Annotated in this window: 12 protein-coding genes; 10 read left to right on the top strand and 2 right to left on the bottom strand. The window is 47.2% G+C overall.

Going from position 1 to position 11,618, the window contains the following annotated elements:
* Positions 1-92: 92 nt before the first annotated feature.
* The 4 genes from AOU00_RS04320 to AOU00_RS04305 all read left to right on the top strand — a co-directional run bounded on the left by AOU00_RS04320 (position 93) and on the right by AOU00_RS04305 (position 3,464).
* Positions 93-1,439, top strand: coding sequence for a 2-hydroxycarboxylate transporter family protein (locus tag AOU00_RS04320; protein WP_069290022.1), 1,347 nt, complete (start codon positions 93-95; stop codon positions 1,437-1,439).
* A gap of 63 nt (positions 1,440-1,502) precedes the next feature.
* A complete protein-coding gene (locus AOU00_RS04315) occupies positions 1,503-2,699 on the top strand; it encodes an NAD(P)-dependent malic enzyme (RefSeq protein WP_069290021.1) in 1,197 nt (398 codons plus the stop codon).
* Between the two features lie 180 nt (positions 2,700-2,879).
* On the top strand, positions 2,880-3,254 hold the full coding sequence (locus AOU00_RS04310) for a hypothetical protein (protein ID WP_013311164.1): 375 nt from the start codon (positions 2,880-2,882) through the stop codon (positions 3,252-3,254).
* Between the two features lie 24 nt (positions 3,255-3,278).
* Positions 3,279-3,464, top strand: coding sequence for a YfhD family protein (locus AOU00_RS04305; protein WP_069290020.1), 186 nt, complete (start codon positions 3,279-3,281; stop codon positions 3,462-3,464).
* 84 nt (positions 3,465-3,548) lie between these two features.
* Here the strand turns inward: AOU00_RS04305 and AOU00_RS04300 are convergent, their stop codons facing one another.
* The gene (locus tag AOU00_RS04300) at positions 3,549-3,968 is read right to left on the bottom strand and encodes a hypothetical protein (protein WP_039272296.1); all 420 of its coding nucleotides are present in this window, start codon (positions 3,966-3,968) and stop codon (positions 3,549-3,551) included.
* 195 nt (positions 3,969-4,163) lie between these two features.
* Here AOU00_RS04300 and prmA point away from each other — a divergent pair, with 195 nt between their 5' ends.
* The 5 genes from prmA (at position 4,164) to AOU00_RS04275 (ending at position 8,661) form a co-directional block, all read left to right on the top strand.
* A complete protein-coding gene (gene prmA / locus AOU00_RS04295; protein WP_069290019.1) occupies positions 4,164-5,129 on the top strand; it encodes a 50S ribosomal protein L11 methyltransferase in 966 nt (321 codons plus the stop codon).
* A 2-nt stretch (positions 5,130-5,131) separates the two neighbouring features.
* Complete coding sequence (locus AOU00_RS04290) at positions 5,132-5,824, top strand: site-2 protease family protein (protein ID WP_023989504.1); 693 nt, start codon at positions 5,132-5,134, stop codon at positions 5,822-5,824.
* Positions 5,825-6,012: 188 nt separating this feature from the next.
* Complete coding sequence (locus tag AOU00_RS04285) at positions 6,013-6,777, top strand: 16S rRNA (uracil(1498)-N(3))-methyltransferase (protein ID WP_069290018.1); 765 nt, start codon at positions 6,013-6,015, stop codon at positions 6,775-6,777.
* A 1-nt stretch (position 6,778) separates the two neighbouring features.
* Positions 6,779-8,122, top strand: a complete 1,344-nt coding sequence (gene mtaB / locus AOU00_RS04280) for a tRNA (N(6)-L-threonylcarbamoyladenosine(37)-C(2))-methylthiotransferase MtaB (RefSeq protein ID WP_069290017.1) — start codon at positions 6,779-6,781, stop codon at positions 8,120-8,122.
* Between the two features lie 104 nt (positions 8,123-8,226).
* Positions 8,227-8,661: an NUDIX hydrolase gene (locus AOU00_RS04275; RefSeq protein WP_013311157.1), complete on the top strand. Its 435-nt coding sequence runs from the start codon at positions 8,227-8,229 to the stop codon at positions 8,659-8,661.
* On the opposite strand, the gene AOU00_RS04270 is transcribed toward AOU00_RS04275, so the two are convergent.
* Positions 8,651-9,673, bottom strand: coding sequence for a Na/Pi cotransporter family protein (locus AOU00_RS04270; protein ID WP_069290016.1), 1,023 nt, complete (start codon positions 9,671-9,673; stop codon positions 8,651-8,653). The genes AOU00_RS04275 and AOU00_RS04270 overlap by 11 nt on opposite strands.
* A gap of 357 nt (positions 9,674-10,030) precedes the next feature.
* Between AOU00_RS04270 and AOU00_RS04265 the strand changes: the two genes are divergently transcribed.
* A complete protein-coding gene (locus tag AOU00_RS04265; RefSeq protein ID WP_069290015.1) occupies positions 10,031-11,410 on the top strand; it encodes a class I SAM-dependent rRNA methyltransferase in 1,380 nt (459 codons plus the stop codon).
* Positions 11,411-11,618 lie beyond the last annotated feature (208 nt).

Raw genomic sequence — 11,618 nt, 5'->3', positions numbered from 1 at the left:
AGTGAATGATTAGTTATAAAACCAAATAAAGCGTTTTCCAAGGTGTAGAATGGAAACATGATCATCATTCTTCACTTTATGGAGGGAGATTTATGGAAAATGCTACGAATCAGCCTGTCATTCAAAAGGGGCAAAGATGGAGTAAAAATTTTGTAGATGGCATCAGAATGCTGGGTAGGGTAAAGTTGGGGGTTATTCCTCTTCCACTCTATGCCGTGATCGCGCTGATTGTTTATGCAGCTGCAGTTACTGAAAGACTTCCAAACGATCTGTTGGGCGGGTTTGCCGTCATCATGATTTTAGGTATACTGCTCAGTGATCTAGGGGCCAAACTTCCGTTGCTTAAGCATATTGGCGGGCCGGCCATTTTATCACTTATGGTTCCATCGTTAATGGTATTTTGGAATATGTTTAGTCCATCTGCGATGGGTGCGGTACACACGCTTATGAAAACCTCGAATTTTCTTTACTTCTACATCGCATGTCTAGTAACGGGAAGTATTCTTGGCATGGATCGCAAAATGCTGATGAACGGAATTGTTAAAATTTTTGCCCCCATTATTATAGGATCTATTGCAGCTGTTGGCGTGGGGATGGTGGTGGGTATGGCTTTTGGCTATAGCGCCTATCATACATTTTTTTTCATCATCATTCCAATTATCTCCGGTGGGATTGGGGAAGGCATTTTACCGTTGTCCATTTCGTATGGGTTGGTGCTGGGCAAGGATTCGGCAGTATTCGTATCCCAGTTTATCCCGGCTGCAATTATCGGGAACATTGTTGCAATCATAGGTGCGGGTGTTCTGAAGAGATTAGCAGAGAAGAATCCAAAAACTTCGGGTAACGGGAGGTTACTAAAACTAGATAAAGATGCAGACAAGTTAGCCCCGGCAAGTCTGGAACAATCGATTTCTTTTCCATTGATGGGAGGAGGTCTGCTGTTGGCCTGTACTTTCTTTATTGTGGGTAAGCTGCTGGAGCCGTATCTCCATATTCCAGGTCCGATCCTCATGATTCTAGCGGCGGCATTAATTAAGTGTATTCAGATCATGCCGAACACATTGGAGCAGGGAGCTTTTCACTTGTACAAATGTATAACGGCAAGTCTGACGTGGCCCTTGATGGTGGGATTGGGTATTTTGTATGTACCTTTGGATAGTGTAGTTGGGATTTTAACGGTTCCTTATGCCATTACCTGCGCATCTGTTGTAGTTGCATTGATTGTTACCGGATACTTCACAGGAAAATGGATTCATATGTATCCCGTAGAAGCTGCTTTGGTGACTAGCTGTCGCGGTGGATTAGGGGGCACGGGAGATGTAGCCATTCTGTCTGCGTCCAATCGGATGGAACTGATGCCTTTTGCACAAATTGCAACACGTATTGGCGGGGCAGGCACGGTCATTTTAGCAACTTTGTTACTCCAATTTTGGAGCTGATGAGTTTTATACACAGGACTGAGTTTCATATCCAAATAGAGACATGAAAGGACGGAGAAAAATATGAGCAGTTTAATAGACGAAATTAGAGAATTACATGCAGGTGGCAAAATGGAGACCTTACCAAAGAAGCGAATTGAAACGATGGAGGGGTTATCCAAAGTGTATACGCCGGGTGTAGCTGAAATTTGTATGGAAATCGCCAATGACCCAGCCAAAGCGTATCAATTAACGATCAAAAAGAATACAGTAGCAGTCGTTTCAGACGGAACAGCAGTACTTGGATTAGGAGATATCGGACCGGAGGCCGCTATGCCTGTAATGGAGGGTAAAGCAGTGTTGTTCAAACAATTTGCAGGTGTCGACGCCTTCCCAATCTGTCTCAACACGAAGGACGCTGATGAAATTGTTCAAATTGTCAAAATGATTGCTCCTGCCTTTGGCGGCATTAATTTGGAAGATATATCTTCGCCACGCTGTTTTGAAATCGAGAGACGGTTGAAGCAGGAACTAGACATTCCAGTATTTCATGATGATCAGCATGGTACGGCAGTTGTTGTATTAGCGGGTCTGGTCAATGCATTAAAGGTATGTGGCAAAAAAATGGAGGATGTCAAAGTTGTATTTGCAGGGATTGGTGCGGCGGGTATGGCCTGCTCTCATATGCTGCTTAAGGCAGGTGTGCGCAATCTGATTGGCGTTGATCGACAGGGAGCTATTCATCGTGACGTGGAGTACAGTAACCCGCATTGGACAGAGTATGCGAACATGACTAATCCGCACAATTTAAGTGGAAGTTTATCCGATGTGATTGTGGGAGCTGATGTATTCATTGGTGTGTCAGGCCCGAATATACTGACTGTAGAGGATATACAGAGCATGGCAACTGATCCTATTGTGTTCGCCATGGCGAATCCGAATCCGGAAATTGATCCAGCTGTAGCCGCACCTCATGTACGTGTACTTGCTACCGGTCGCTCCGATTTTCCAAATCAGATTAACAATGTGCTGTGCTTCCCGGGAATTTTTCGGGGTGCTCTAGATTGCCATGCTACGACGATTAATGAGGAAATGAAGCTAGCTGCCGGACTTGCCATCGCTGATGCGATCTGTCCTGAAGAGCTAAGTGAAACTTATATCATACCGAATGTTTTTAATCCGAAGGTGGTTCAAAAGGTACGGGATGCTGTTATTCGTGCTGCATGGGAGACAGGAGTAGCCAAGTCAGGTGAAGCTCCGGCAGCTACTTTACACCCGTAAAAGTTATATTCTTCACAAACTATAGTTCACTGTCTAGGCCCACTGTTTCCATTATCGTCTGCATCCGTCTAGTCTTCGTAGGGAATATAAAATCGTGCCAATGAGCAGGATATAACAAAGCGTAACGCTCTATGCTTTTGAAGAGCAGTTACGCTCAATACTACACAGGGAGATTTTGAGATGGGCGAAAAAAATATTTTGGCGTATTTCAAAAGTCCTGAGGAAGCACAGGGAGCCGCTAGAAAACTGGAAGCACTCCGGGTAGCCGATGTGTCGATAGACCGATTTAGCCGGTATCCGCGGCAGTCTACTGGCAACGCCGGATTGCCTGTATTTTCAGGACAGATTAGCAGCTTGTCCTCACTGACACAGGGCGTGGACTTTACAGATGCAACTCCAGCAATACTGGCTGCGGCTGATCCGTCCGCCAGTGGCATGAGTGATGGAGGACAGGGCGGACCGACAGGCCGCGATATTTTGTTGACCGCTGTGGTGGATGAATCCATACATCATCAGGCGATGTCCATCGTGGAACAGGCGGGTGGAATGCTGTGAAAAGTTTGGAAGGAGCAGTGACCGATGTCCAAAAACAAACGGTTTGATAAAGTGCTGACCAAAACCGAAAAAATCAAACGCATGCAATCTGCTAAAAATGAAGATGTTGAGTTCTCGGCAGATCAGGCAGATGCTGAGGATCTAGAAGCGATCCGGCGTAGCGAAGTAGCTGACCGTCGTCAGCAGCGTATCATAAACGACAATGAGTAGAATTTAATAAAACGGGTTATCCCCATCAACAATGATGATTTTGGGATAACCCGTCTTATTTGTGTTCTTTCCTCTTCCTATTCATTATCCGCTATATGCTGTTGCACTAAAAACAAGAGGACCGGAGACAAATGCAGTCGTCGCAGGCGTCTGATTTTCAATAATCAGTTGGTAGTTTTGCACGCCCAGAGGTGCAACGTCTACCGTTTCGACATTAAGAATAATATTGTTATCGAAGACATTGGATTCCAGTCCGTAATAAATTTCTTTGCCAGCTCTCCAAATCCGTACAAGTACTCTAATGTTACCGGCACCGACAAAACGTAGTCCAATCGAGGCTTTTAACTCTACTCGGTTGTTGACAGCTCCAGGAATAGCAGGATCAATAAATACAGACGTCGTAGCAATTCCAAGTCCGGCTGGAGAAATCGGAACAGGAAGATTTATACCATTAGTGATAGGTGTAATAACACTGGCATTATAATCTAACACCGTCTTTGCCATACTAAATCACTCCTTTTCTAGTATATTGTATTGTATGTACTAGAGTTAAGGGTGCTTGGACTAAAAGAGAGGGCAACAAATACAAGCTCTACAAAAAATATTTTGAGCACCGATAATATTAGCTTTTTTGAACTCCTGTGCATGTATATAGTACAATGTAATGTATGCATGTGAAATGAGGAGGAAATGAAAACCATGTTGTGGAATGAAATTACAATACATACAACCGAAGAAGCCATCGAAATGATTTCGAATTTTCTGCACGAAGCAGGTGCAGGAGGGGTTTCCATTGAAGAATCTGGTTCGCTCAACAAGCCACGGGATACGTCCTATGGACAGTGGTATGATCGGCCTTTGAACGACATACCTGAAGGACAAGCGATCATCAAAGGCTATTTTGCCGAAGAAGTGGACATGGATAGTATTCGTTCGCAGATTGAGCCGCGCGTCGAAGAATTGAGAACTTTCGATATTGATCCTGGTGAGGTTCAGTATGAGCTGAAAACAGTTGATGAGGATGACTGGGCAAATGCTTGGAAGCAATATTTCAAGCCTTTGCGTGTATCGGACCGTCTGACGATTAAACCCACTTGGGAGGAATATGAGCCTGCGAGTGAAGAGGAAAAAATCATTGAGCTGGACCCTGGTATGGCCTTTGGGACCGGAACGCATCCTACGACATCCCTTTGTCTGAGAACGCTGGAGTCTGTGATTAAGGGTGGAGAAGAAGTTATTGATGTCGGCACGGGTTCCGGTATTTTGGCCATTGGAGCTGTAAAGCTGGGAGCGAAGCATGTACTTGCCTTGGATTTGGACCCGGTGGCAGTATCCAGTGCGCGGGAAAATACGCGTTTGAACGGACTGGAGGAACGCATCACCATTAAAGAAAGTGATTTGCTATCTGTGCTTAATGCAAGCGATCCAACGCTGGGTATCCAGTTACCGGTCAAGCTGGTGGTAGCTAATATATTGGCAGAGATTATTCTGCTGTTCATTGATGATGTATATAAAGCCCTGGAACCAGGTGGTATTTATATTGCTTCAGGGATTTGGAAGAACAAAGAAGAGGTTGTCGAAACTGCTTTGAAAGCAGCTGGCTTTGAGATTGCCGAAATAAGCCGGGATGAAGATTGGCTGGCGTTTGTGGCGAGAAAGAGGTAAGTATGGATTTTCTACAAAATATTTTTCGTGTAAATTTAAATGTTCTTCCCTTTTATTTACTGGCTGTGATCATATCGTTCACGGTTCATGAGTTTGCACATGCGTATTATGCCAATAAATTTGGTGACCCTACGGCCAAGCTACTTGGGCGCGTGACTTTAAATCCGGCAGTGCATATTGACCTGCTGGGTACGCTGCTGCTGTTGATCGGAGGCTTTGGCTGGGCCAAGCCAGTTCCGGTTAATCGTGACAATTTTAGCCGTCCGCGCCTCATGGGCATTATCGTATCGGCTGCGGGTCCGCTGAGCAATCTGCTGCTTGCATTTGTTACTACTTTGATCTATGCCGTGCTCCTTCATTTTCAAGTATTGCCGGGGATGGAGAACCAACGGGTAGCTCAAGCAATCTATTTGTTTATCAATGCTCTGATCAATTTAAATCTATTTTTGTTTATCTTTAATTTGATCCCACTGCCTCCACTGGATGGATACCGGATTGTGGAAGATGTGGCCCCCACTCCTGTACGCCGTAAACTTCAGCAATTTGAACAGTGGTCGATCTTTATTTTTCTGCTTATCCTGGTCATTCCGCAGGTTCGAGCTGTAACAATTGAACCTCTTTACACGCTGGCCCAGATGATTTATATACAGTTTTTGCAGTTCTCTTTTTATATCACTGGATTGTTTGGAGCCTAAGGGCTCCTTTTTTTACGAGAATAGGTAGGTATAACCTGAATAGAAGAGGGAACAGACTGGTCATACAGGCGCAAAAGATGATATGATGTTGCTTGGTGATTTATTCGGATTTTGTACGGAACGTTAGTAGATAACAGTTATTTTTAGAATGAGGATTTTGCAAAATCCAGGAATAGGTGTGAGAGAGAATGCAGCGTTATTTTATTCCGGCAGAGCAATTTCTAGAAGATCACGTGATTGTCGCGGGTGAGGACGCGCGGCATATCGCTAAAGTCATGCGGGGCCGTAGTGGTGACAAAATTATAGTTAGTGACGGGGTATCTAAAGAAGCGCTGGTTGCTTTGGATACGATTGAGCAGGATCATGTTACGGCGAGGATTATTGAGCCGCTGAAGATGACCTCTGAACCACATGTGCAGGTCACCATCGCTCAGAGTCTTCCTAAAGGAGACAAGATGGAGACGGTGATGCAAAAATGTACAGAAATCGGAGCAACCGGGTTTGTACCGTTTTTGTCCGAGCGTACGGTCGTGCAGTATGATGCTAAAAAAGAAGGCAAGCGACTGGAGCGTTGGCGCAAGATTGTGAAGGAGGCGGCTGAACAAAGCCACCGTAACCGGATTCCAGAAATTAGCGCGCCCATGACGTGGAAAGAACTTCTGGCTTCTTTTGCTGGGTATGATTTGATATGTTATTGTTATGAAAAAGAGCAGGGTAAACAGCTACGGGATGTAATCCAGCCTTTGGCAGGACAATGGGCGTCGACGGACATGCCGCGTGTTCTGCTGGTGGTAGGCCCGGAAGGCGGCTTTACTGAAGCGGAAAGTCTGGAGGCCGAACAGGCTGGAGCCCAGTCTACAGGACTGGGAAGACGTATTTTACGTGCTGAGACCGCAGGAATGGCTGCATTGGCATGCATTTTATATGAGACAGGAGAAATGGGAGGGGTTTAATATGCCGTCAGTGGCATTTTACACATTGGGCTGTAAGGTAAACTTTTATGATACAGAAGCGATCTGGCAGCTGTTTAAAAATGAAGGTTATGAACAGGTGGACTTTGATGAGCAGACTGCTGATGTCTATCTTATTAATACATGTACCGTTACGAATACCGGTGATAAAAAGAGTCGTCAGATTATTCGCCGCGCGATTCGCCGGAATCCAGATGCCATTGTGGCAGTGACGGGCTGTTACGCCCAAACTTCTCCTGCCGAAATTATGGATATTCCTGGCGTTGATCTCGTTATCGGGACTCAGGATCGGGACAAAATCATTCCGTTCGTGCAGGAAATTCAAGGGACGCGTCAACCGGTGAACGCCGTGCGCAATATTATGAAAACGCGTGTATTTGAGGAAATGGATGTGCCTGATTTTGCTAATCATACTCGGGCATTTTTGAAAATTCAGGATGGTTGCAATAACTTCTGTACCTTCTGCATCATTCCGTGGTCGCGGGGTCTATCCCGCAGTCGTGACGCCGCCAGCATTATTGCACAGGCGCGTCAATTGGTACACGCGGGCTACAAGGAAATTGTGCTCACAGGTATCCACACTGGCGGTTATGGTGACGACATGGAAAACTATGACCTGTCTGATCTGCTGTGGGATCTGGAGAAGGTGGAAGGGCTGGAGCGTATCCGTATCAGTTCGATTGAAGCCAGCCAGATTGATGAAAAAATGCTTGATGTGCTGAATCGTTCCACCAAGCTGGTTCGTCATTTTCACATACCGCTTCAGGCGGGGGATGACACTGTATTGAAACGGATGCGTCGCAAGTACACGACAGAAGAGTTTTATAACAAAATGCTTATGATTCGCAAAGCAATGCCAGATGTAGCGATTACAACGGACGTGATTGTCGGCTTCCCTGGGGAGACGGATGAAATGTTCCGCAATGGCTATGAGCTGATGAAAAAAATCGGTTTTTCGGAAATGCACGTGTTCCCTTACTCCAAGCGCAGTGGAACCCCTGCGGCGCGTATGGAGGATCAGGTGGACGAAGACGTGAAAAATGCACGAGTGCATGAGCTGATACAGCTGTCAGAGCAAATGCAACTGGCGTATGCTGAGAAGTTTGTAGGTCAGGTGCTGGAGGTCATTCCGGAAGTTGCGCCGAAAGGGACCGAAGATAGCGGCATACTCCATGGATATAGTGACAATTATATTCAACTGGCGTTTGAAGGTACTGAGGATCTGGTTGGCAAGGTATGCCGCGTGAAGCTGACGAAGGCAGGCATTAATGAAAGTGAAGGCCAATTGGTCCGCGTACTAGAGAATGGGCTGCAAACAGCTCTGTAAGAACAAAAAAAGCCTGAACAGGCAATAGAGATGGCAAACAAGGATTTCGCCTTTCCTTACAGAGAGGACGGAATCCTTGTTGCGCAAGGAAGGGAGATTACAGGATGGCAGCAAAAAAGGAAATTTCCGCAGGCGGCGTTGTGTTTCGCAAACAGGGGGAGCAGCTTGAAATTCAGCTCATTACTGACCGATATGGCAAGGTATCCTTGGCTAAAGGGAAAATGGAGTTGGGAGAAACAATCGAACAGACGGCTTTACGTGAAATTCGCGAGGAAACAGGGTTGAACGGGCGGATTATCCAGCATGTAGATATGATTGCTTATACGTATCAGCATCCAGAATTTGGGGAAGTAGATAAAGAAGTACATTATTATCTCGTAGAGGCACTGGATGGGGATTTACAGGCACAGATCGAAGAAATTAAAGGAGTTGCGTGGCATACGCCTGAGGAAGCATGGCGTCTCCAGCGCCAGGGTGGATATGACAATAATGATGTCATTTTAAGCAAGGCGCTGTCCATGCTAGGAATTAACGTTTGATTCTGTGGGGAGATATACGATCCTCTAAACGCGTCCACACAGGTAGATAGCAGAGAGGCAAGACCAGCAGAGAGCTAATAACGTTAAACAGAGTTTGGGCATGGGCTACCTTGGCTCCGGGCTCGGTAGATATCCAGGCAGCGGCCATCTCCAGACCAGGGATCAACGGCATAAAGAGCAAGGCTCCGCCGACGTTCAGCAGCACGTGGGACCAGGCTACAAATTTGCCGGACACGCTGCCGCCAACAGCGGCAATCAGGGCGGTTACGCAGGTACCTACATTGGAGCCGATGACGATGGCGATCCCCACATCGGCTGGCAAGGCTCCCGCAGCGGCAAGGCTAATCGCCATGCCAATGACGGCTGCGCTACTGTGAACCAGCGCGGTCAGGCAGGCTCCAGCAGCGAAGGCCCACCACATGTTGGCTGCAGCGTGATCAAGAAACCAACGGAATAGTCCGGCCTGCTCAATCCAGGGTCCGACCGACTGCATCACGCGAATACCCGCCAGAATCAGCGAAAATCCAGCAAAGACGAGGCTGATATATTGTACAGCCTGCGGACGGCTGAGCCCATTGGAGCCGGATGAAGCTCCGGCAGACGCATACTGGCGGCTGGGGACAGCTTCACTCCACAGGACGGCAGTGCTCCAGCAGAGCAGTGAGCCGCAGAGCAGCGGAACAGCCAGCTTGCCGAGCTGGAGCCCCATCAGCTCGGTGGTCAGGCAGGTGCCGATATTGGTGCCGAGAATGATGCCGAGCGTGCGGCCGTAGGTCAATAGCCCGGCGTTGACCAGTCCGATCGTCAGCACCGTTACGGCGGTGCTGCTTTGCAGCAGGGCGGTAATGCCTGAGCTGAACAGCATGCCCCGCCAAGGGGAAACTGTGGCGTGGTTCAACCAGCGGGTGAGGAAGGGGCCGGCCAAATGCCGGAGGGCTGCTTCCATCAGCTTCATCCCGCCCAAAAAAATAAACAGCCCACCGCACAACGGGAGTATAACATGTATAAACACGGGCATAGCCCCCTCTTCTAGGTGAAAATACTTATGTAACAGCCTATGATCTACCGAGGACAGCCATGACAAGCATGGCCGGGCTGTTTTTTTATAGAACGATAATTTTTGTAGTATCTTCACAAGCTTTAAAAGCGTGACGTCGATATACAGGCGGGCAGTAGCGAAGCGGTTCATTTGAATCTGGAGAAACGCCAGCGTTCGCCTTTGCAACGGGATTCTTACCTTTAAATGTGTTACCTAATTCCAAGAATCCCGTTGCAACAGCGATCGTAAGATCAAATGATCCGCGGAGCCGCGCCCCTATCGAACAACGTTTTAACACTTTGAGTAATTCAAGAATGGGAGTGAAGGATTTTGCCTTCAGTAATATTAGAACGCAGCCGTAAAAAAAGGCTGGAGCACGCACACCCTTGGGTGTTTAAAAACGAAATAGCCAAGATTGAGGGTGACCCAGAGGCAGGCGATTTGGTCAGCATCGTTAACCATCAGGGACGTTATTTGGCGACAGGTTACTATAATCCGGCTTCACAAATTACAGTACGTGTGATGTCCTATGAGCCGCTGGAAGCAATGGATCAAAACTTTTTTGCCCAACGCTTTCGCAAATGTCTGGAGCACCGCGAACGTTTTGTGACCGGGGGAGACGCTTATCGGTTGGTGTACGGCGAGGCTGATTTTTTGCCTGGACTGATTGTAGATCGATTTGGTGATGTGTTGGTCGTGCAGTTGTTAACGCTTGGCATGGATCGGCGCAGGGAAGAAATCAGGGATGCGCTCGTTGAAGTAGTGGGTCCTGTTGGTATATATGAGCGCAGTGATGTATCCATCCGTGAGCTGGAAGGATTGGAACAAACAAAGGGTCCTTTGTACGGTGATTGCCCGCGTCATGTGGTGGTGACGGAAAATGGGCTGCAAATCAAGGTTGATATCGTAGAGGGCCAGAAGACGGGTTATTTCTTTGACCAGCGTGAAAATCGTGCGGCCATAGCACCGTTGATGACAGGTTGGGGAGTACGTAGTGGAATTACGCTACAAGAAGTAGCTGCAGACTCAGGAGATGCGGGCACGACGGTCTTGAAGCCAGTGAATAAAAGTGGTAAGGTTGTTGAATTCCCATTCTGGGATGGCGCAACCGTATTGGAATGTTTTTCACATACGGGAAGCTTTACGCTCAATGCATGTAAACATGGTGCTAAAAAAGTAACTTGTCTTGATATTTCTGAGCATGCGATTGAAAGTGCGCGGGATAATGTCAAGCTGAACGGTTTTGAGGAACGCGTCGAGTTTGTCGTCGACGATGCTTTTCAATATTTGCGCAATCAAGTGAAAGGTGTAGAGGAACGCAATGCACGAGCCGGGGGCAAAGGAGATACATCCAAGCCGCTGACAGCAGGTGGCGGACGCACCTTTGATGTGGTCATTCTCGATCCGCCAGCCTTTGCCAAAACAAAGAACGCTGTCAAAGGAGCTACACGTGGGTATAAAGATATCAACCTGCATGGGATGAAGCTTGTCAATGAGGGCGGCTATCTGGTGACAGCGAGCTGTTCGTTCCATATGCGGCCAGAGCTGTTTTTGGACACTATTAAGGAAGCGGCGGCAGATGCCGGCAAAATCCTTCGTCTGGTAGACTGGAGAGCGGCTGGTAAGGACCATCCTCAAATTTTGGGTGTGGAGGAAGGCCATTACTTGAAATTCGCCATCTTTGAGGTGCGCAGCCGGACACAGCTTTAGGTTTAATACAAAGTCAAAGTCAAAGTCAATCGCCTTTTGGTGATTAAATAGGTAAAATACACTCATTTTAGGTATAAATCAGTCCTGTAGAGAAGGCATGCACCAAGCCAACCTGCGGGACTGATTTGTTTTTTAGGGGGAGGATGAATTGCTACAACATGGCAAACGTACGTTCTTTTCTCCCTTGCCTGATATGCTATACTGTTTA

Source organism: Paenibacillus polymyxa (assembly GCF_001719045.1).
In the GTDB taxonomy this organism is placed as follows: domain Bacteria; phylum Bacillota; class Bacilli; order Paenibacillales; family Paenibacillaceae; genus Paenibacillus; species Paenibacillus polymyxa_B.
The sequence above is the reverse complement of the archived record's forward strand: the minus strand, read 5'-3'. Positions and strand labels throughout refer to the sequence as shown.

Bases quoted from the DNA above. Each gene is read 5' to 3' on its own strand.
- AOU00_RS04320 (WP_069290022.1), top strand. From the start codon at position 93: ATGGAAAATGCTACGAATCAGCCTGTCATTCAAAAGGGGCAAAGATGG.
- AOU00_RS04315 (WP_069290021.1), top strand. From the start codon at position 1,503: ATGAGCAGTTTAATAGACGAAATTAGAGAATTACATGCAGGTGGCAAA.
- AOU00_RS04310 (WP_013311164.1), top strand. From the start codon at position 2,880: ATGGGCGAAAAAAATATTTTGGCGTATTTCAAAAGTCCTGAGGAAGCA.
- AOU00_RS04305 (WP_069290020.1), top strand. From the start codon at position 3,279: ATGTCCAAAAACAAACGGTTTGATAAAGTGCTGACCAAAACCGAAAAA.
- AOU00_RS04300 (WP_039272296.1), bottom strand. From the start codon at position 3,968: ATGGCAAAGACGGTGTTAGATTATAATGCCAGTGTTATTACACCTATC.
- prmA (WP_069290019.1), top strand. From the start codon at position 4,164: ATGTTGTGGAATGAAATTACAATACATACAACCGAAGAAGCCATCGAA.
- AOU00_RS04290 (WP_023989504.1), top strand. From the start codon at position 5,132: ATGGATTTTCTACAAAATATTTTTCGTGTAAATTTAAATGTTCTTCCC.
- AOU00_RS04285 (WP_069290018.1), top strand. From the start codon at position 6,013: ATGCAGCGTTATTTTATTCCGGCAGAGCAATTTCTAGAAGATCACGTG.
- mtaB (WP_069290017.1), top strand. From the start codon at position 6,779: ATGCCGTCAGTGGCATTTTACACATTGGGCTGTAAGGTAAACTTTTAT.
- AOU00_RS04275 (WP_013311157.1), top strand. From the start codon at position 8,227: ATGGCAGCAAAAAAGGAAATTTCCGCAGGCGGCGTTGTGTTTCGCAAA.